Source organism: Streptomyces sp. NPDC048664 (genome assembly GCF_040650555.1).
In the GTDB taxonomy this organism is placed as follows: domain Bacteria; phylum Actinomycetota; class Actinomycetes; order Streptomycetales; family Streptomycetaceae; genus Streptomyces.
Genome location: NZ_JBEZHK010000014.1, coordinates 22,087 through 41,523 on the forward strand (window position 1 = coordinate 22,087; position 19,437 = coordinate 41,523).

At 73.5% G+C, this 19,437-nt stretch carries 18 protein-coding genes and 1 pseudogene; 4 read left to right on the top strand and 15 right to left on the bottom strand.

Annotated features, from left to right (window positions below; genetic code table 11):
- Window positions 1-22: 22 nt before the first annotated feature.
- The 7 genes from AB0C59_RS17275 to AB0C59_RS17305 all read right to left on the bottom strand — a co-directional run bounded on the left by AB0C59_RS17275 (window position 23) and on the right by AB0C59_RS17305 (window position 7,743).
- Window positions 23-1,453: a glycosyltransferase family 4 protein gene (locus AB0C59_RS17275; RefSeq protein ID WP_363005263.1), complete on the bottom strand. Its 1,431-nt coding sequence runs from the start codon at window positions 1,451-1,453 to the stop codon at window positions 23-25.
- 251 nt (window positions 1,454-1,704) lie between these two features.
- A complete protein-coding gene (locus AB0C59_RS17280; RefSeq protein WP_363005265.1) occupies window positions 1,705-2,637 on the bottom strand; it encodes an aminoglycoside phosphotransferase family protein in 933 nt (310 codons plus the stop codon).
- 427 nt (window positions 2,638-3,064) lie between these two features.
- Complete coding sequence (locus tag AB0C59_RS17285; RefSeq protein WP_363005267.1) at window positions 3,065-3,667, bottom strand: histidine phosphatase family protein; 603 nt, start codon at window positions 3,665-3,667, stop codon at window positions 3,065-3,067.
- A 5-nt stretch (window positions 3,668-3,672) separates the two neighbouring features.
- Window positions 3,673-4,551 carry a phosphogluconate dehydrogenase (NAD(+)-dependent, decarboxylating) gene (gene gnd / locus AB0C59_RS17290; RefSeq protein WP_363005269.1) on the bottom strand — a complete coding sequence of 293 codons (879 nt, stop codon included), beginning with the start codon at window positions 4,549-4,551 and terminating at the stop codon, window positions 3,673-3,675.
- A 67-nt stretch (window positions 4,552-4,618) separates the two neighbouring features.
- Window positions 4,619-5,554, bottom strand: coding sequence for a glucose-6-phosphate dehydrogenase assembly protein OpcA (opcA, locus tag AB0C59_RS17295; protein ID WP_363005271.1), 936 nt, complete (start codon window positions 5,552-5,554; stop codon window positions 4,619-4,621).
- A complete protein-coding gene (zwf, locus tag AB0C59_RS17300; protein WP_363005273.1) occupies window positions 5,551-7,218 on the bottom strand; it encodes a glucose-6-phosphate dehydrogenase in 1,668 nt (555 codons plus the stop codon). The genes opcA and zwf overlap by 4 nt, the downstream gene beginning before the upstream one ends.
- A gap of 75 nt (window positions 7,219-7,293) precedes the next feature.
- Window positions 7,294-7,743 (bottom strand): PPOX class F420-dependent oxidoreductase, encoded by a 450-nt coding sequence (locus AB0C59_RS17305; RefSeq protein WP_363005275.1) that lies wholly within the window; start codon window positions 7,741-7,743, stop codon window positions 7,294-7,296.
- A 103-nt stretch (window positions 7,744-7,846) separates the two neighbouring features.
- Between AB0C59_RS17305 and AB0C59_RS17310 the strand changes: the two genes are divergently transcribed.
- Together AB0C59_RS17310 and AB0C59_RS17315 are read left to right on the top strand one after the other, a co-directional pair.
- Window positions 7,847-8,431, top strand: a complete 585-nt coding sequence (locus AB0C59_RS17310) for a TetR/AcrR family transcriptional regulator (protein ID WP_363005277.1) — start codon at window positions 7,847-7,849, stop codon at window positions 8,429-8,431.
- Window positions 8,432-8,439: 8 nt separating this feature from the next.
- On the top strand, window positions 8,440-9,711 hold the full coding sequence (locus tag AB0C59_RS17315; protein ID WP_363005279.1) for a serine hydrolase domain-containing protein: 1,272 nt from the start codon (window positions 8,440-8,442) through the stop codon (window positions 9,709-9,711).
- Between the two features lie 66 nt (window positions 9,712-9,777).
- On the opposite strand, the gene ribA is transcribed toward AB0C59_RS17315, so the two are convergent.
- Window positions 9,778-10,470, bottom strand: coding sequence for a GTP cyclohydrolase II (ribA, locus tag AB0C59_RS17320; RefSeq protein ID WP_363005281.1), 693 nt, complete (start codon window positions 10,468-10,470; stop codon window positions 9,778-9,780).
- Between the two features lie 151 nt (window positions 10,471-10,621).
- Here ribA and AB0C59_RS17325 point away from each other — a divergent pair, with 151 nt between their 5' ends.
- A complete protein-coding gene (locus tag AB0C59_RS17325) occupies window positions 10,622-11,368 on the top strand; it encodes a creatininase family protein (protein ID WP_363005477.1) in 747 nt (248 codons plus the stop codon).
- A gap of 275 nt (window positions 11,369-11,643) precedes the next feature.
- Here AB0C59_RS17325 and AB0C59_RS17330 read toward each other — a convergent pair.
- The 5 genes and pseudogenes from AB0C59_RS17330 to AB0C59_RS17350 all read right to left on the bottom strand — a co-directional run.
- Window positions 11,644-12,657 (bottom strand): annotated as a pseudogene (locus tag AB0C59_RS17330) (lysylphosphatidylglycerol synthase transmembrane domain-containing protein); the annotation flags it as partial.
- Window positions 12,654-13,604 carry an SAM-dependent methyltransferase gene (locus tag AB0C59_RS17335; protein ID WP_363005283.1) on the bottom strand — a complete coding sequence of 317 codons (951 nt, stop codon included), beginning with the start codon at window positions 13,602-13,604 and terminating at the stop codon, window positions 12,654-12,656. The pseudogene AB0C59_RS17330 and the gene AB0C59_RS17335, both read right to left, overlap by 4 nt.
- Window positions 13,601-14,767, bottom strand: a complete 1,167-nt coding sequence (locus AB0C59_RS17340; protein WP_363005479.1) for a glycosyltransferase family 4 protein — start codon at window positions 14,765-14,767, stop codon at window positions 13,601-13,603. The genes AB0C59_RS17335 and AB0C59_RS17340 overlap by 4 nt, the downstream gene beginning before the upstream one ends.
- Before the next feature lie 68 nt (window positions 14,768-14,835).
- Window positions 14,836-15,234: a 6-carboxytetrahydropterin synthase gene (locus AB0C59_RS17345; RefSeq protein WP_363005285.1), complete on the bottom strand. Its 399-nt coding sequence runs from the start codon at window positions 15,232-15,234 to the stop codon at window positions 14,836-14,838.
- A 142-nt stretch (window positions 15,235-15,376) separates the two neighbouring features.
- Window positions 15,377-16,357, bottom strand: a complete 981-nt coding sequence (locus tag AB0C59_RS17350; protein WP_363005287.1) for an FAD-dependent oxidoreductase — start codon at window positions 16,355-16,357, stop codon at window positions 15,377-15,379.
- 131 nt (window positions 16,358-16,488) lie between these two features.
- On the opposite strand from AB0C59_RS17350, the gene AB0C59_RS17355 reads away from it, so the two are divergent.
- A complete protein-coding gene (locus AB0C59_RS17355; RefSeq protein ID WP_363005289.1) occupies window positions 16,489-17,289 on the top strand; it encodes a CDP-alcohol phosphatidyltransferase family protein in 801 nt (266 codons plus the stop codon).
- 11 nt (window positions 17,290-17,300) lie between these two features.
- On the opposite strand, the gene AB0C59_RS17360 is transcribed toward AB0C59_RS17355, so the two are convergent.
- Both AB0C59_RS17360 and AB0C59_RS17365 read right to left on the bottom strand, forming a co-directional pair.
- The gene (locus AB0C59_RS17360) at window positions 17,301-17,756 is read right to left on the bottom strand and encodes an RpiB/LacA/LacB family sugar-phosphate isomerase (protein WP_363005291.1); all 456 of its coding nucleotides are present in this window, start codon (window positions 17,754-17,756) and stop codon (window positions 17,301-17,303) included.
- A gap of 178 nt (window positions 17,757-17,934) precedes the next feature.
- Entirely contained in the window at window positions 17,935-19,371 is a 1,437-nt protein-coding gene (locus AB0C59_RS17365; protein ID WP_363005292.1) for an MFS transporter, read from the bottom strand.
- Window positions 19,372-19,437 lie beyond the last annotated feature (66 nt).

Consider the following 19,437-nt stretch of genomic DNA (forward strand, 5'->3'; position numbering starts at 1 on the left):
GGGGCGGCCGAGCGGGCGCGTCTCACAGGCAGCCGAGCGCGTGGTACGCGGCCCGGGTCGTCGCGGCGACCCGGGTCCACGTACGGTCGCGGGCCACGGACGCCCGGCCCGCCGCACCCCAGGCCCGGCGCCGCTCCGGGCTGTGGAAGAGCCCTTCGAGGGCATCCGCCCAGGCCGTGGGCGCCTGCGGCGGGACCAGCAGGCCGCTCACCCGGTGCTCGACCAGTTCCCGCACGGCCGTGAGATCGCTCGCCAGCACGGGCAGACCGCTCGCCATCGCCTCCACCGGTTCCCGCGGGGGCACCAGATGGCAGACTCGGTCGCCGGTGCGCGGCAGCGCGAGCACGTCCAGCACCCCGTGGTACGCCCGTACCCGGCCGGGCGGCACCGCGCCGGTGAACAGGACGACCCCGTCCGCCAGGCCGAGTTGCCGGCCCGCGGCCGCCAGCGCCCTGCGCTCGGGACCGTCGCCCACCAGCAACAGCCGTACGGGCACACCGCGTCGGCGCAGTTCGGCCACGGCCTCCAGCAGGGTGCGGGTGCCCGCGGCGCGGGTGAGGGCGCCGATCGCTCCGACGACGTAGTCCTCGGGGTCGATGCCGAGCCCGAGGCGCAGGGCTCCGCCGTCGGGTGGCGGGATGAGGAAGAGCGGGTCGACGGCGTGCGGGGCGACGCGCACCCGCTGCGGCGGCACTCCGCGGGAGACGATCTCGGCCTTCATCGCCTCGCCCAGCGTCAGGACCGCGTCGGCCTGACGCATGCAGTGGGTCTCCCACTCCCGCAGCGCCCCGTACGTCTCGTCGCTCCGGGAGCGTCCGGGCGCCCGCGCCAGCCAGCTCTCCTCCGGGAAGTCGCGCACCTCGTGCACCACGGGCAGCCCGTACGCCTCGCGCAGGGCGAGCGCCACGCGGCCCTCGCCCTGGCCGCCGGCCGCGTGCAGCACGGAGGGGCGCAGGCGTTCCACGAGACGCCCGGCGAGTTCCGCGTTGCGCGCGAGGACCCGACCGGAGCCGTGCGGCAACCGGCGCGGCAGCAGCCGGTGGTGGGGTACGCCCTCCAACAGGTCCAGGGGCCGCGCGTCGAGCACTCCCTGGGCCACCGGGAAGCCGATCCGGGTCACCACGTGCGGGTCGAGTCCGGCGGCCGACTGGGCGCGGGCGAGTGCCTGGGTGCGCAGGGCGGGCTCGGTGTGGCGGTGCGGGAGTCCCTCCGGCACCAGGTGCAGCACCCGGCCGGGCACCGGCCGGAGGGGGCGTCCGGGCGGTGGCACCCGGACGGCGGACGGCCGGCCCGAGGGGAGGTCCCCGGCGTCCGGTAACTCCTGCGCCCGGGCGGACGGCGGGCGCAGGGCGGACAGGACCGTGCGCAGGGGTGCGTGGCGCAGCCTCGCCCAGACCACCGAGAGGGCCAGGGTGAGTGCGCGCACGGGGCGGCGGGGCGGGCGACGCGACATACCGTCAGGTTAGGACGGTGGGGTTCCGGCCAGGCGGGATGCCGTCCGCGCCACCCGGACGGCGGGGCGCACACCGTGCGCCCCGGCCCCGGCATGCGACGGGAGCGCACCCTGCGCGCCGGGCTCTCACCACGACGGCCGCACGGGGCGCGGGCGAGGGCGGGGCACGGCAGCCGGGGACGGCCGCCCGGTGCACGGAGCCCGGTGGCGCGCGGTCCCGCCGCCGGTCAGGCGGTGGTGAGGGCCGCCGGTCAGGCGGGGGTGGTGAGGAGAGTGGCCAGTTCGTCGGCCAGCGAGACCAGGCGCCGCAGCTCCTCCCCCTCGCGGGCGCGGCGGAATCCTCGGCGGCGCCCCGAGAAGGCGGCCTGGACGGCCTGGAGTTGCGCCCAGTGCCGGGCGCGCCGGCGGTCGAGTCCGGCGGCTTCGGTGAAGACGTCGATGAGGCGGTGGAGGGAGGTGCGCAGGTCGCCCTGCCCGAGGAGCGCCACGGAGCGGGACTTGACCAGGGTGCCGCAGTCGTAGGCGGGGTCTCCGGCCCAGCCCTTCGGGTCGGCCGCCAGCCATGGCTCCCGGGTGGCCTTCAGGATGTTGCGGGCGTTCATGTCGCCGTGGATGAGGACGTCGGGCTGGCCGTGCGCCAGCTCGCGCACGGACGCCATCGCGCGGGCCACCACCGTGTGCGGCAGCACGTGGGGGAACTCGGCGCTGTCCCGCCTCAGTTGCTCCTGCCAGGCGTCCGCCTGCGCGCGCAGGCGGGGCAGACCGGGAGGCGCGGGGACGGCCAGGCGGCGGCTCACGCGCCCGGCGACCGCGGCCACCTCGTCCGTCGAGGTGACCTGGGCCAGGGTGGTCGGATCGGTCCGCTCCAGGAGCATCGCGAACTCGGCGTCGTCCCGTTCGAGCAGGCGGACGGCTCCGTGCCCGTCCCACGCGGCGAGCGCGTCCGGCTCGTGCCGGTTGCCGGGGTGCGGGAAGGACACCTTCAGGACGGCGGGCCCGGTCGCCGGACGCAGCACGGGGACGACGAGCGCGACACCTCCGTGCATGACCTCGCCGTCCGGGACGCAGTGCCAGCGCTCCATCATCCGCGCGACGACGGCGGGCAGGTCGGCGAGCCACTGCTCGCCGCGCGCCCCCTCGCGCTGGACGGTGCCCCGCGCGAAGGCCCACGGCGTCCGGATCACTGCGCACCTCCCGGGCGGACGCGGCACCGCGCGCGACGAAGTCACCGCCGTCGGCATCACGGCGCGAAGCAACGATGCTAGCCGCCGACCTGACTGTTCGGCCTTCGGCCATCCGGTCGATCGTCGGGGCGCCGTGCACTTCCGGCCACTTTCCCGAGCGCCGGTTCGCGGGGCGAGGAGTCTGGTGGGCGAGTTGCACGCCCTGGCCCAGGATCGCTGACGGCCACGTGAGCCGACGCCGCCCCGTGCGGAACGTGGGCGGAGCCAAGCCCGTCCGGCAGTGTCCGAGCGCAACGCGAGGCGGAGCCGTGCCCATCCGGCGGTGCCTCGGGCGCGAACGGGGGTGCTCAGGGGAGGATGGCAGGTGGCCCAACGGTCCGGAACCGGCCGCCACCGGCGCGGTCTGCGCCGGTGGCGGGGCGTGGGGTCAGGGGGCGGCGCCGGTGGGCCCCGTCGCGTTCCACTCGGCGATCACCGGCCGGCCGTGTTCCGTCGACAGACGGCTCACCGTGGCGGTGCCGAGCTGGAACAGCCGCCCGTCGGTGGCGGTGAGGCCCAGATGGCGGGCGGTGAGGACGCGCAGGAAGTGGCCGTGGGCCACGAGGAGCACGTCGCCCTCGGCGAGCGCGGGGGCGACGCGGTCCAGGACCTGGTCGGCGCGCGCCCCCGCGTCCTGCGGTGACTCGCCGGGGTGTCCGGGCGGGCCCGGCGGCACCCCGTCGGTCCACAGGCTCCACTCGGGCCGGGTGCGGTGGATCTCGGCGGTGGTGATGCCCTCGTAGCCGCCGTAGTCCCACTCGTGGAGTCGGGGTTCGGCATCGGCGAGGACCCCGGCGAGTTCCGCGGTGCGCACGGCCCGGTGCAGGGGGCTCACGAGGCTGAGAGCGAAGGTGCGCCCGGCGAGCAGGGGGGCGAGCGACTTGGCCTGTTCCTCGCCCCGCTGGGTGAGCGGTATGTCGGTGAAGCTGGTGTGCTGCCCCGACACGCTCCATTCGGTCTCGCCGTGACGGACCAGGAGAAGATCGCCCACGGTGTCTACTCCGTGGTCTCGACGGCGTGGCCGCCGAACTGGTTGCGCAGCGCGGCGATCATCTTCATCTGCGGCGAGTCGTCCTGCCGTGAGCTGAAGCGGGCGAAGAGCGACGCGGTGATGGCGGGCAGCGGCACGGCGTTGTCGATGGCCGCCTCCACCGTCCAGCGGCCCTCGCCGGAGTCCTCCGCGAAGCCGCGCAGCTTGTCCAGGTGCTCGTCCTCGTCGAGGGCGTTGACCGCGAGGTCGAGCAGCCAGGAGCGGATGACCGTGCCCTCCTGCCAGGAGCGGAAGACCTCGCGGACGTTCTCGACCGACTTGACCTTCTCCAGCAGCTCCCAGCCCTCGGCGTAGGCCTGCATCATGGCGTACTCGATGCCGTTGTGGACCATCTTGGAGAAGTGCCCGGAGCCGACCCGTCCGGCGTGGACGTAGCCGTAGGGTCCCTCCGGCTTGAGGGCCTCGAAGATCGGCTGGAGCCGCTCGACGTGCTCCTTGTCGCCGCCGACCATGAGGGCGTAGCCGTTCTGCAGGCCCCACACGCCGCCGGAGACGCCCGCGTCGACGAAGCCGATGCCCTTGATGCCGAGTTCGGCGGCGTGCTTCTCGTCGTCGGTCCAGCGCGAGTTGCCGCCGTCCACCACGGTGTCGCCGGGTGACAGCAGGTCCTTCAGCTCATCGACGACGGACTGGGTGGCGGTGCCGGCCGGGACCATCACCCATACGACGCGGGGCGCGTCGAGCTGCGCGACCAGGTCGGCGAGGTCCTTGGCGTCGGAGAGTTCGGGGTTGCGGTCGTATCCGACGACGGTGTGGCCCGCGCGGCGGATGCGCTCGCGCATGTTGCCGCCCATCTTGCCGAGTCCGATGAGTCCGATCTGCATGTCAGTTCACTTCTTCCTGAGCGCGTGGCGGGCGGCCACAGGGGCGGGGGTGCGGGTGGGAGGAAGGTCAGGCACGGCCGGCGGGCTCCTCGGCTCCCTCACCGCGCAGGGCGATGGCGTACATCTCGTCGGCGTCCAGGCGGCGCAGTTCCTCGGCGATCAGCTCGGAGGTGGCACGCACCTTCAGGGCCATGCTGCGCGGGGGCTGGCCCGGCAGGGTGAGGGTGGCGAGCGGCCCTTCGGGGCGGTCGATGAGGATCTCGCCCTTGTCCGTGCCGAGGCGGACGGCCGTGACCACCGGTCCGTCGGTGACGACCCGGTCGACGGGCACCCCCAGACGGGCCTGGAGCCAGCGGGCCAGCAGTTCGGCCGCCGGGTTGTCGGCCTCGCTCTCGACGGCCGCCGAGACCACCTTCGAACGAGCCTGGTCGAGGGCGGCGGCGAGCAGCGAACGCCAGGGGGTCAGCCGGGTCCAGGCCAGGTCGGTGTCGCCCGGCGCGTAGGTGGCGACGCGGTTGTCCAGCGCGACCAGGGGGTCCTCGACGGCGTACAGGTCGGTGATCCGGCGCTGCGCGAGGGCGCCCAGCGGGTCCTTGGAGGGGTTGGCCGGCGCGTCGACGGGCCACCACACGACGACGGGCGCGTCCGGCAGCAGCAGCGGCAGGACCACCGAGTCGGCGTGGTCGGACACCTCGCCGTAGGTCCGCAGGACGACCGTCTCGCCGGTGCCCGCGTCGGCTCCGACCCGGACCTCGGCGTCCAGGCGGGAGCCGGTGCGGTCGCGGGGGGTGCGGGCCTGCCGCTTGATGACGACGAGCGTGCGCGAGGGGTGCTCGCGCGAGGCGTCCTCGGCCGCCTTGAGCGAGTCGTAGGCGTTCTCCTCGTCGGTGACGATGACCATGGTCAGGACCATGCCCACAGCGGGAGTGCCGATGGCGCGGCGGCCCTGCACCAACGCCTTGTTGATCTTGCTTGCGGTGGTGTCGGTCAGATCGATCTTCATGGCCTGCGCCAGCTCCGTCCGTCTCGTGCGAGCATCTCGTCGGCTTCGTCGGGGCCCCAGGTGCCCGCCGGGTACTGCGCGGGCTTGCCGTGGGTGGCCCAGTACTGCTCGATCGGGTCGAGGATCCGCCAGGACTCCTCCACCTCCTCGGTACGGGGGAACAGGTTGGCGTCGCCCAGCAGTACGTCGAGGATCAGCCGTTCGTAGGCCTCGGGGCTGGACTCGGTGAACGACTCGCCGTAGGCGAAGTCCATACTGACGTCCCGGATCTCCATCGAGGTGCCCGGCACCTTGGACCCGAAGCGCACGGTCATCCCCTCGTCGGGCTGCACCCGGATGACGATCGCGTTCTCCCCGAGCTCCTCGGTCGCGGTGGAGCCGAACGGGGAGTGCGGGGCGCGCTTGAAGACCACCGCGATCTCGGTCACCCGGCGTCCCAGCCGCTTGCCGGTGCGCAGGTAGAAGGGGACGCCCGCCCAGCGGCGGTTGTCGATCTCCAGCTTGACGGCCGCGTAGGTGTCCGTGGTGGAGCCCGGATCGATGCCGTCCTCCTCCAGATAGCCCCGCACCTTCTCGCCGCCCTGCCAGCCGCCCGCGTACTGCCCGGCCACGGTGTACGCGCCCGGATCGGCCGGCGACTTGATCGACTTGAGGATCTTCAGCTTCTCGGTGACCAGTTCCTCGGCGTCGAAGGCGATGGGCTCCTCCATCGCCGTGAGCGCGAGGAGTTGGAGCAGGTGGTTCTGGATGACGTCGCGGGCGGCGCCGATGCCGTCGTAGTAGCCCGCCCGGCCGCCGATACCGATGTCCTCGGCCATGGTGATCTGGATGTGGTCGACGTAGGACCGGTTCCAGATGGGCTCGTAGAGCTGGTTGGCGAACCGCAGCGCCAGGATGTTCTGGACGGTCTCCTTGCCCAGGTAGTGGTCGATGCGGAACACCTGGTCGGGCGCGAACACGTCGTGCACGATCGAGTTCAGCTCGCGTGCGCTCGCCAGGTCGCGGCCGAACGGCTTTTCGATGACCGCGCGACGCCAGGCGCCCTCGGGCCCGTTGGCCAGCCCGTGCCTCTTGAGCTGCTGGACGACCTGGGGGAAGAACTTCGGCGGCACGGAGAGATAGAACGCGTAGTTGCCGCTGGTGCCCCGCGACTCGCTCAACTCGTCGACGGCCTCGCGCAGTTGCCGGAACGCGTCGTCGTCGTCGAACGTGCCCGGGATGAACCGCATGCCCTCGGCGAGCTGCTGCCAGACCTCCTCGCGGAACGGCGTACGGGCGTGCTCCTTGACCGCCTCGTGCACCACCTCCGCGAAGTCCTGGTCGGCCCAGTCGCGCCGGGCGAAGCCGACGAGCGAGAAGCCCGGTGGCAGCAGACCGCGGTTGGCGAGGTCGTAGACGGCGGGCATCAGCTTCTTGCGGGACAGGTCGCCGGTCACCCCGAAGATGACCAGTCCGGACGGGCCCGCGATACGGGGCAGCCGGCGGTCGCGGGGATCACGCAGGACGTTGTCCCAGTCGGTGGGCGGGGAGGTGGCGGCACCCGTGCGGGAGGGGGACGCCGGGGGCTCGTCCGGGGCGCCCGCCGCCGGTGTCGCCTCGGCGGCGGTTGCTTCGGTGGCGGCGTCTTCGGGCGCGGTGCCTTCAGTGGCGGTTGGTTCGTTCACAGTGATCATCTTCCTTCTTGCGAGCGGATCAACCACGAACGGCGGCGAGTGATTCCTTCGGTGTCCGACTCCGACCTAGCCCTTCCTGGTGGGCCTGGGCACGCCGTAGGCCCGTTCCACCCGCAGCCGCAGCAGCAGGCGGCGTTCTCGGACCATGGCCCGACGATAGTCGTCCCAGTCGGGATGCTCCCCCGCGATGTCGCGGTAGAGGCGGACGAGTTCCTCGGCGGTCTCGTCGTACGGGTCCTCGGTGACGGATGTCAGCTCGGCGAGCCCCTCGGCGACCGTGTACGCCCACCGGTCGTCGGTGGTCACGTGGTAGGAGGCCCGGGGGTCCCGCCGCAGGTTGCGGGTCTTGGCGCGGTCGTCCGTGAGCGAGACGCGGATGACCCGCTCGTCCGGGTCGTAGGCGTGGCCGACGTTGGACAGCTGGGGCCGGCCGTCCCGCTTGAGGGTGACCAGTACCCCGCCGTGGCCGGCGGACAGCAAGGCGAGCAGTGCGTTCTGCGTGGCGTCCTCAGTCATACCCCCCACAACCCGTGAACACCTACGTTCATTCCACGCATTCCGGGCGGCCGGGCCCGGGTGGGCGGTAGACACTGTCAGCGACGCCTGGTAGACAGCGTCCATGAGTGCACCCGAGACGGAACCGGGCCTGCGGCGGCGACTGGTCGACACGGGCGTGGAGCTGCTTGCCGCCGAGGGGGCCCAGGCGCTGACCCTGCGGGAGATCGCCCGGCGCGCCGGGGTCTCGCACGGTGCGCCGCGCCGCTACTTCCCCACCCATCTGGAGCTGCTCTCCGCGATCGCGCGCGAGGGGTTCCGCGAGCTGTCGGCGCGCGCGTCGAAGGCGGCCGGCGACGGCACGGCCGGCGACCGGGAGCAGCTGACCGCCCTGGCCGAGGTCTACGTGGAGTTCGCGCTCACCCACAGCGGCATGCACGAGCTGATGTTCCGGCACGACCTTCTGGAGAGCGGCCACCTCGGCCTGCGCGAGGCGAGCCTTCCCCTGTTCGCGCGGGTGACGGAGCTGGTGGGCCGCGTCAGGCCCGACGCCGACGCGCGCGTCCTCGCGGGATCCCTGTTCGCGAACCTGTACGGCGTCGCCCAGTTGTGGAACTGGGGCAGCCTCGGGCTCGCCACCGGCGCCGAGGACATCACGCCCGTGCTGCGCGCCGCGCTGGACGCGCACCTCGGGCCCCAGGCCGGATGAGGGAAGCGATGACGGCACCCGAGCCGCTGCGGCAGCAGGCGGAGCCGGACGAGGTGGGCCTGGATCCCGGGGCACTCGCCCGGCTCGACGGCCACTTCGCCCGCCAGGTGGACGCGGGCCGGCTGCCCGGCTTCCTGGTCGCCGTCTCCCGGCACGGCAGGGTCGCCCATCTCACCGCCTACGGCCACCGGGACGTGGCGCGGCGGCTGCCGGTCGAGGCCGACACGCTGTGGCGGATGTACTCGATGACCAAGCCGGTCACCTCGGTCGCCGCGCTGATCCTGATGGAGGAGGGCCGCTTCGGCCTCGACACGCCCGTCGCGGACTTCCTGCCCGATTTCGCCGACCCCCAGGTCTACGTCGAGGGGACGGGGCCCGGGCTGCGGACCCGGCCCGCCGGGCGGCAGCTCCTCGTCCGCCATCTGCTCACGCACACGGCGGGCCTGACCTACGGCTTCTACCACGCGCACCCCGTCGACGCCCGGTACCGGCAGGCGGGCATCGCGTCGTCGGTGCTGCCCGGCAGCACCCTCGCCGAGACCTGCGCGGCCTACGCCCGGCTGCCGCTCCAGTTCGAACCGGGTACGCGCTGGAACTACTCGGTGGCCACGAACGTCCTGGGCCGCCTGCTGGAGGTGGCCACGGGCCGGGGCCTGGACGCCGTCCTGGCCGAACGCGTCTTCGCCCCGCTCGGGATGCGGGACGCGGGCCTGTGGGTCCGTGAGGACCAGGCGCCGCGCCTGGCCGAGCTGTACGGCGAGAGCGGGGACGGCGGCATCACCCCGGTGCCCGGTCCGCCCCTGCGCGGCAGGCCGCGCTTCCTGTCCGGCAGCGGCGGCATGGTGGCCGGCGCCCACGACTACCACCGGTTCATGGAGTTCCTGCGCCGCCGGGGCGAACTGGACGGCACCCGGCTGCTGAGCGAGGCCGCGGTCACCGCGATGACCTCCAACCAGCTTCCGGGCGGCGCCGATCTGCGCGCCTGCGGCGCCCCGGCCCACCAGGTGCCGGGCAAGGCGGGCCTCGGCTTCGGGTTCGGCGTGTCCGTGGTCACGGACCCCGAGGTCCACCCGTCGCCCTCGGCCCGGGGCTCGTACGGCTGGAGCGGGGTGGCCAGTACGACGTTCTGGGTGGACCCCGGCAGCGATCTGACGGTGCAGTTCCTCACCCAGCTCAGGCCCACCGGAGCGCACACCGTCTACCCGGAGGTGCGACGCCTGGTGCGTGAGGCCATGACCGAGGGCCTCAGCGGACCGTCGGGCCGCACGCCCCGCGCCTAGCGCGGCGGGCGCGGCGGCCGGTGCCGGCTCGGACACCGGCCACCCCTCCGCGCCCGGTCACGGGGTTCACGAGGACTGCACCACCGCGTCCAGGTGCGGCAGGTAGTGGTCGAGCCGCTCACGCTTGGTGCGCAGATACGTGATGTTGTCCTCGCACGGCGGGATCAGCAGGGACACCTGCTCGTCCACCGTGATGCCGTGCCGCACCAGCGCCTCGTGCTTGCGCGGGTTGTTGGAGAGCAGGCGCACGGACCGTACGCCGAGGTCGTGCAGGATGTCCGCCGCCACACGGTAGTCGCGGGCGTCCACCGGCAGCCCCAGGGCGAGGTTCGCCTCCACCGTGTCCAGTCCCCCCTCGGACTGGAGCTTCATCGCGCGCAGCTTCCCGAGCAGCCCGATGCCGCGTCCCTCGTGCCCGCGCAGATAGACGACGATGCCGCGTCCCTCGGCGACCACCTCCCGCAGCGCGGTGGAGAGCTGGGGCCCGCATTCGCAGTGGGTCGAGCCGAAGGCGTCACCGGTCAGGCACTCGGAATGCAGCCGGGTGAGCATGCCCGATTCCCTGATGTCGCCATGGACGAGCGCGACTTGTTCGTCACCGGTGGCGTGGTCGAGATATCCGTAGGCCCGGAATTCGCCGTACTGGGTGGGCAGGGGTGCTTTCACGACGCGGGTCACGCCGGAGGCGGGGGCATTCACCACTCGGGGAACTTCCGTGAGATGGGGATCGCCGCCGAGCACACCGTCGATGTCTGTCATGATCTGTTCCTATCTTGTGAGCGCAGGCGGTACGGGACGAAGGGCCGTGAAAAGGATGAGTGACGCGATGAGCGCTGGGACTTCGGGGGCTTCGGGGACTCCTGGTCCTTCGGGGGTTTCGGGACTTGCGGATACTACGCGGACGGGTGTGCTGCCGGCGGACACCTCTCAGGACGTACGGGAGCGGGCGGCCCGATCGCGCCGGCAGGTCGCCGTCCTGCCGGTGGGCAGTCACGAACAGCACGGCCCCTTCCTGCCCCTGGCGACCGACACGCTGGTGGCCTGCGCCATCGCCCGGGAGATCGCCGAGGCCTACCCGGTTCACCTTCTTCCTCCCGTGACGATCTCCTGCTCGCACGAGCACACGGGATGGCCCGGAACCGTGAGCATCTCCTCCGTCACCCTCCACGCGGTGGTCCGGGACATCGCCGAGTCGCTGCGCCGCTCGGGCGTCGACGCCCTGGTGGTGGTCAACGGCCACGGCGGGAATTACGTCCTCGGCAATGTCGTCCAGGAATCCATGGGCAGCGGTGTGCGGATGGCCCTCTACCCGGCCCCGGAGGACTGGGAGACGGCCCGGGAGCGGGCCGGAGTGCTCACCTCGCTGCTGACCGACATGCATGCCGGGGAAATCGAGACCTCCATTCTTCTGCACTGCCATCCCGAATTGGTCAAACCCGGATACGAGACCACTGATTTCGTCGCCGACGACCGCAGGCATCTGCTCACCCTCGGTATGTCCGGTTACACGGAGTCCGGTGTCATCGGACGGCCCTCGCTCGCCTCCGCGGAGAAGGGGGAGCGACTGCTCTCGGCGCTCACCGAGTCCTTCGGGGCGTATTTCTCCTTGGTCACCTCCGACGAGGACGGCGATTCGGGCAGCACGCACAGCCTTTGACGCCGTGTCACACACCCGGCCCGCGCCGTGGGGGGTGAGCGCGGGTACGGGGTGTGCGGGCCCGGGGCCCGGAGCGCATGGGGGGTGCGCTCCGGGCCGCCCGCCCTTGCAGGCTGGTGCGCGGCGGAGGTCCGCGCCGCGGTGCGCGACGAGGCGGCCCCGTCGCCCTCGGCGTCGACGCCGACCGCCGTCGCGGCCCCGGCGGCACCGTCCGCCTCGCCGTCGGCGGCCGTCACCGTCACCTTCCCGGTACCCCTCGCCCGCAGGTCGGTGGCCCAGCGGGCGAGGAGGACGAGCACGCCCGGCAGGCTCGCGACGAAGCTCAGCACCCCGTACACGACCGCGACGGCCAGCCCCCGCTCCGCGCCGAGGCCCGCGGCGCCGAACGCCCAGGCGGTGACGCCCTCGCGGGGGCCCCAGCCGCCGATGTTCAGCGGCAGCCCCATGGCGATGAGCGCGAGCAGAGCCAGCGGAAGGAGGGTGAGCGGCGCCGCGTGGGATCCGGCGACACGCGCGGCGACCAGGAACATCAACAGGTGGCCGGCGAGCACGGCGACGGACGAGAACAGGACGGCGGGCCAGCTGCCGCGCGCGAGCAGCGCGGTGCGCGCCTCGGCGAGCGCGGCGCGCAGGGCGCGGGTGCGTCGGGTGGGGCGGGGGGCCCGGCCCATGCGCACCGCCACGACGACCGCGAGAGCCCCGAGCAGGGCGAGTCCGAGCAGTCCGGCCAGCTCGCGGGCCTGGGCCAGCGCCGGTGAGGGCACCATGAGCAGGACGGGCACGCCGAACGCGACGAGGGCGACCTGTCCGGCCGTGCGCTCCAGGACCACCGCGCGCACCCCGCGCCCGATGTCTCCGGCGCTCTGCCCGTGGCGCACCGCGCGGTGCACGTCGCCGAGCACACCGCCCGGGAGGGCGGCGTTCAGGAACAGCGCACGGTAGTAGTCCGCGACCGCGGCGCCGAGCGGCAGCCGGAGGCCGAGCGCACCGGCGACCCGGCACCAACGCCAGGCGCTCAGCACCGTGGTCAGCGCGCCGATGCCGAGCCCCGCGAGGAGGGTGGGCGCGTCGACGCGCCGCAGCCCGTCCAGGAAGACCCCGGTGCCCAGGCGCCACAGCAGCACACCCAGGATGGCGGCGCCCGCGACCGTGCCCAGGTGCGCGCGCAGCGCACGCGTGACGGGACGGCGGGCGGGTGACGGCTCGGTGGCCGTCGTCGCCCGGGTACCGGGGCGTGCCACCGGGGTGACGGCCAGGGCCGTCACCGGGTCGATGGTCCGGGCCGTCATCCCGCGCCTCCCGCCATCGGGGGCAGGACCAGTACGTCGACGTGGTGCACGGTCACCGACAGCTCCCCGGCGGCGCAGGCGGCCAGCCGGTCGCGCAGGTACGTCTGCGCCCGGTCGGCGAGTTCGGGGCTCTGCTCGACGGCGGCGGCGACCCAGCCGCGCAGCCACTCCCCCGTCAGTTCCGCCTGCTTGGCGCCGAGCCGCCAGGGGCTGGGGTGCGCCAGCACGCGCGCTCCCCGCCGCTCGAACGCCTCGCGGGCCACGTCCAACGCGTCCGGGCCGAGGAGGTCGCCGCGGCGCTGGTGCGCGTTGAACGCGTCCAGGACCTCGTCGTCCAGCGGGTGCGCGGGCTGGAGCTCCACGCGCCCGACCACGGAGAGCGTCAGCAGGGCTGGACACCCCGCCCCCGCGCAGGCCTCGGCGAGCGCGTCGATCTCGTCGGCGGTGAGGACGTCGAGCAGCGCGGAGGCGGTCAGCAGACCGGCCCCTGACAGGGCGTCGGGGGTCAGTCGCCCGATGTCCCCGCGCTGGGTCGCGACGGTGACCCGGGCGCCGTCGGCCGCGGCCTTCGGCGCGCCGGCGGTGGCGAAGTGGAGCAGATACGGGTCGCGGTCGTGCAGCACCCAGTGCTGGTCGCCGGCCAGGAGCGGGGCGAGCCAGCGGCCCATCGAACCGGTGCCGCAGCCCAGGTCGTGGACGACCAGGCCCTCGGCGCCGGCGGAGGAAGCGGCCCGCTCGGCGAGGTGCGCGCGCAGAGGCTCCAGCAGGGAGCGCGCCCGCGCCGCGGCGTCCGCGGGCTCGCGCAGCCGCAGCCACTGCGGGGCGTACCGGGGGACCTCGGTCTCACCGGTGCCGGGGGCGGGGGCGCCGTACAGGTCGGCGTCGTCGGGGGTGTCCACGGGCACCGTGTACCCGTCGGATCCGGCGGGAGTCGTGCTCATGATCATGCGGACCTCCGGGGTTCGTCGTGCAGCCGTCCCAGCACGCCCGCGAGGCTGCGCGCGGTGGTCGCCCAGCCGTCCAGGGCGGCGCGCCGGCCCCGGGCCGCGGCCTTCAGGCGGCGCCGCACGTCCGCTTCCCCGAACCAGCCGCGCAGTTCGGCGGCGAGCGCCGCCGGGTCCTCCGGCGGTACGAGGATGCCGGGCACCCCGCCGTCGGGCGCCCGCCCGACGGCCTCGGGCAGACCGCCGACGTCGGTGGCGAGCACCGGAACACCGCGGGCGAGCGCCTCCGTGACGGCCATGCCGTAGGTCTCGGCGTACGAGGTGAGGACCATCAGGTCGGCGGCCGCGTAGGCGGCGTCGAGTTCGGCGCCGGAGCGGGGGCCGGCCAGCCGCAGCCGGTCGCCGAGGCCGCGCTCCTCGATGAGGGCGCGCAGGGCGGCGACGTACTCCGGGTCCTGCTCCAGACCGCCGACCAGGGTGCAGGTCCACGGCAGGTCGGTGACGGTGGCGAGGGCCTCCACGAGCCGGTGCTGGCCCTTGCGCGGGGTGACCGCGGCGACGCACAGGAGGTGGGAGACGCCGTCGGTGCCCGGGGCGAGCGGCGCGATGTCGGCGCCGGGGGCGGCGACATGGACGCGTTCGGGGGCCAGGCCGTGGTGGGACACGAGCCGGCGCACGGCCCAGTCGCTGGTGGCGACGACGGCGGAGGCGGCCCTCAGGGTGTCGCGCTCCTTGGCGTCGAGTTCGGCCGCCGTCCACGTGTCCAGTCCGGTCTCGTCGCCGAGCGGCAGGTGGACCAGGACGGCGATCTGCAGGCGCCCGGTCTCCGGCACCACGATCTCGGGGACGCCGCAGGCGACCAGGCCGTCGATGAGGACGGTCGTGCCGTCCGGGATCTCCCGCAGCGTGCGGGAGAGTTCCGTCCGGGCCGCGACGCCCGGGCGGGGCCAGCGGCCCGCCACGGCGTGCCGGCGGACCGCCCAGCCGAAGCCGGGCAGGTCGAGGCAGACCCGGCGGTCGTAGGCGTTGCCGCCGCTGGGGGCGGCGGGGTCGTCGACGCCGCCCGGCATGACGAAGTGAACCGTGCGCAAGGACATGGGAATGATGTCCGCGTTGCTCAGGGCCGTGCTCTGCACGGGCACGTAGGTGAGGGACGGGGCCGGCACAGGCGCCTGTGTCGGTGTCGGGTGGTCGACGGGCGCGCCCGGCGCCGGACGGTCGATGGTCGTGTCCGTCACAGGCCACGCTCGTAACTCGCCCACGCGATGTGCGACTCGTGCAGGGTGACGCCGATCGCCGCGATCTGCCGCGCGCCCTCGCCCAGGGCCCCCTTGTGGATCCGCTCGGCGAGCCGGTCCGCGATCACCTTGGCCAGGAACTCCGTCGAGGTGTTGGTGTTCGCGAAGTCCGGCTCGTTGTCGAGGTTGCGGTAGTTGAGCTCGCTCACCACGGCGCCGAGCTCCTGCGTGGCCAGTCCGATGTCGACCACGATGTTGTCGTCGTCCAGCTCGGCGCGGCGGAACGTGGCGTCCACGAGGAACGTCGCGCCGTGCAGGCGCTGTGCGGGTCCGAAGACCTCGCCGCGGAAGCTGTGGGCGATCATCAGGTGATCGCGGACGGTGATGCTGAACAACGGACGACCCTCCAGGTGCGGTGCGTCTGCCCCCTGTCGGGGCATGCCGTGTAGTACGGCTGTCCCCGGCACGTTGTTCAGCTGTCCGTTCGTGTTGTTCCGAGGGGTCGGACACAAGCGGGCACAACCGGAACAACCGGGCTCAGTCGGATGGGTGGACGACGCGGTGGCACATTCCCTTGAGCTCACCGCCGGCGAGCCGTGATAGCACGTCGGGGAGGTCCTCGAAAGCGGACTCGCCGGTGATGAGGGCGTCGAAGCCGGGATCGGCCAGCAGTTCGAGAGCGAGGGCCAGCCGGTCGGCGTAGGTGCGTCCGGTACGCGCGCGCGGCGAGACGGTGCCGACCTGGCTGCTGCGCAGGGTGAGTCGGCGCGAGTGGAACGCCTCGCCGAGCGGCAGAGTGACCTGGCGGTCGCCGTACCAGCTGAGTTCGACGACGGTGCCCTCGGGGGCGAGCAGTTCCAGGGACCGCCGCAGGCCCGGTTCGGTGGCGCTGGCGTGGACGACCAGGTCGCACTCACCGAGGGCGTCGCCCGGCAGGGCGAAGTCGACGCCGAGCGCCCGGGCGGTCTCGGCGCGCTCGGGGTCGGCGTCCACGAGCTGGACGCGGACGCCCGGATGGCGGGCGAGCAGCGCGGCGACCGAACATCCGATCATCCCGCCGCCCACGACCGCGATCCGGTCCCCGATCTGGGGCCCCGCGTCCCACAGGGCGTTGACAGCGGTCTCGACGGTACCGGCGAGGATGGCGCGCTCGGCGGGCACCGAGTCGGGCACGACGGTGACGGCGGACGCGGGGACGACGTACCTGCTCTGGTGCGGGTAGAGGCAGAAGACCGTGCGTCCCAGCAGGTCGGCGGGGCCGTGCTCCACCCGTCCGACGCTGAGATAGCCGTACTTCACGGGCGCGGGGAAGTCGCCCTCCTGGAACGGCGCCCGCATCACCGCGTGCTGGCTCCGCGGCACCCCACCGCGGAACACCAGCGTCTCGGTGCCGCGGCTGACACCCGAGTACAGCGCGCGCACCAGCACCTCGCCCTCACCGGGTGCGGCCAGCTCCACCTCCCGCAGCTCTCCGTGTCCCGGCGAACGCAGCCAGAAGGCGCGGGCGGTGAGGTCCATGGGCGTGCTCCTGAACGATCGGGCGTCTTGTCACGTACGCAGCTATGACCAGTCGCGTACGGCGACGTGCGGGAAGTCGCGCACAAGGTACGCGTGAAGATCGAGTCTGTCACTTGGCCGGAGGGTGAGCGGTGGCCCTGAACCACACATACGACGTGAGGCTGTTGCAGCAGGAGACGACCGTGGGAGCGGGCGTCCAGGTGCTGCTGCTGGCCTTGCTGGGCACGGCGATCGGCATGGGCCCGGCGGGCTGGCTGACGGGGCTCGCGTTCGCGCTCGCCACCTGGGCGGTCCTCACCCGTGCGGTGCTCCGCTCCCGGCTCAGCTCCTTCGGCCCGGCCAACCGGGTGACCCTGGGGCGGGCGATCCTGGTGGGGGGCGTCACGGCCCTGGTCGCGGACTCCTTCGAGAGCTCGCCGCCGGCGACGGTGTTCGTGGGGCTCACGGCGGTGGCGCTGATCCTGGACGGCGTGGACGGCAAGGTGGCCCGGCGCACCGGGACGTCGACCGCGCTCGGGGCGCGCTTCGACATGGAGGTCGACGCGTTCCTGATCCTGGTGCTGAGTGTCTACGTGGCGATGGCGCTGGGGCCGTGGGTGCTGCTGATCGGCGGCATGCGGTACGTGTTCGTGGCGGCGGCACGGGTGTGGCCGTGGCTGAACGGGGAGCTGCCGCCGAGCATGGCGCGCAAGACGGTGGCGGCCGTGCAGGGCGTCGCCCTCCTGGTGGCGGCCTCGGGCCTGCTGCCGTACGGGGCGGAGTTGGCGGTGGTCGCGTCCGCGCTGGGTTCGCTGGTGTGGTCGTTCGGACGGGATGTGCTGTGGCTGCGGAGTGCGCGGGGCGGGGCGATGCCGGGGAGTCCGGCGGGGCCGGCCGGTTCACAGGACGAGGTGGCTCGGGGTGCGGTGGGGGAACTGGTCGGGGGACGTTGAGGGACGGCCCGCTACGACCCCGCTCCGCCCCCGGCGTGCCCGCCGACCCGTGCCACGTTCTCCCGGTCCTCCGGGTCCTCACTGGCCTCGGTGGTGAACCAGGCGTCGAGGATCTCCTTGAGCAGGGCACGTGAGGTGAGGCGCAGGCTCAGCGCCAGCACGTTGGCGTCGTTCCAGCGGCGTGCCCCGGACGCCGTGTACGCGTCGGTGCACAGGGCCGCCCGCACGCCCGGCACCTTGTTCGCGGCGATCGCCGCGCCCGTTCCGGTCCAGCAGCAGACGACCGCCTGGTCCGCGACGCGGTCGACCACCTCGCGGGCCGCCGCCTGGGAGCAGGTCGCCCACCGGGGGTCGTCGCCCTCCAGCAGCGCGCCGTGGAGGAGCACCTCGTGGCCGCGTGCGCGTAGTTCTCCGACGAGGTCCAGGGCGACGGGTTCTGCCATGTCGGAGGAGACGGAGATCCGCATGGGGCGAGGGTATCGGTTACGGGGGTTCGGCTGGGGGTTTTGCGCAGTTCCCCGCGCCCCTGAGGGGGGTGGAGCGGCGGGCGCGCGTTGTCCGGTGCGGGTGAGTTGGTGGGTTTGCGCAGTTCCCCGCGCCCCTGGACGGATGGGGCGCGGGGTTGGGGGGTTGGGGGGTTGGGGGTCAGTGGGGGGTTGTGGCGGGTTCTGGGGTGGGGGTGGGCAGGATGGGGGTGAGGGGCGTCGGGTGGGGGGTGCGGCGGGTGGGGACCAGGAGGGCCGCCAGGGCCGCGGCCACGAGGAGCACGGTCAGCAGGGCGAAGCCGTGGGTGTAGCCGGAGGCCTGGGGCAGGCCCGACGGCTGGAGGTGGCCGGTGACCAGGACGCTGACGACCGCGGCGCCGATCGAACCGCCGATCGTGCGGATGTTGGCGTTCATCCCGGTCGCGGCGCCCGTCTGCTCGGCCGGGACACTGCCGACGATCAGGTTGGCCATCGAGGCGAAGGCCAGTCCGATGCCGAAGCCGAACAGACCGGCGACGACGGCCACCTGCCACTGGCTGTCGTGCCAGAGGGTGAGGAATCCGCAGGCCACGGCCCCGAACGCGGCACCGGCCATGAGGAGCCGCTTGGCGCCGAGCACCGGTTCGAGACGGCCGCTGAGGACACCCGAGACGAACATGGCGACCAGCATCGGGAGCATGAGCAGCCCGGAGGCGGTGACGGTGGCGCCGAAGCCGTACCCGGCGGCGCGGGGAGTCTGCACGAAGCCGGGCAGGAAGGACCAGATCGAGTACATGCCCGCACCGAACAGAAGGGCGACGGTGTTGGTCGTCCACACGGCGGGCAGCCGCATGACGCGCAGGTCGATCAGCGGGGAGCCGCTGCGCGACTCGGCCGTCAGCCACAGCGCGAAGAGCGCCGCGGCGGCCGTGAACAGGCCGATGACACGGGCCGATCCCCAGCCCCAGCGGGCCGCCTCGCTCAGCGGCAGCAGCAGCGCGACCAGCCACGCCGACAGCAGGACGGCGCCGAGCCAGTGCACACGGCCGCCGGCCCGGTGCGGCGTCTCGGGCACGTAGCGCATCGCGATCATCGCGGTGACGGCGACCACGGCGACCGGGATCCAGAACAGCCAGCGGTAGTCGAGCGCGGACACGATCGGGCCCGCCGCCACCATGCCGACCCCGCCGCCCGCGGCGATCACCGCGGAGAGGTTGCTGATGCTGCCGCTGACCTCGGACGGGGCGAACTCGTCGCGGATGATGCCGAAGGACAGCGGGAAGAGCGCGCCCCCCGCGCCCTGGACGGCGCGAGCCACGATCAGGACGCCGATGTTCGGCGCGAGCGCGGCCAGCAGACAGCCGGCCAGCACGGTGAACAGGACGGCCACGAGGGTGCGCTTGCGTCCGACGAGGTCGCCGACCCGTCCGAGGATCGGGGTGAAGACCGAGGCGGACAGCAGGTAGGCGGTCATCACCCAGGTGGCGGTGGACTGGGAGGTGTGCAGGGCGTGCTGGACGGTCGGCAGGGCCGGCGCGATCAGCGACTGCAGCATGGAGAACACGCCCGCACCGGTCGCGAGGACCGCGAAGGTGAGGCGGGTTGACTTCCGGGGCATGGATGGACACTCCGAAACTGGGGGTACGGCCACGGACGGGCGGGCGCGATCGGCGCGGGCCCGAAG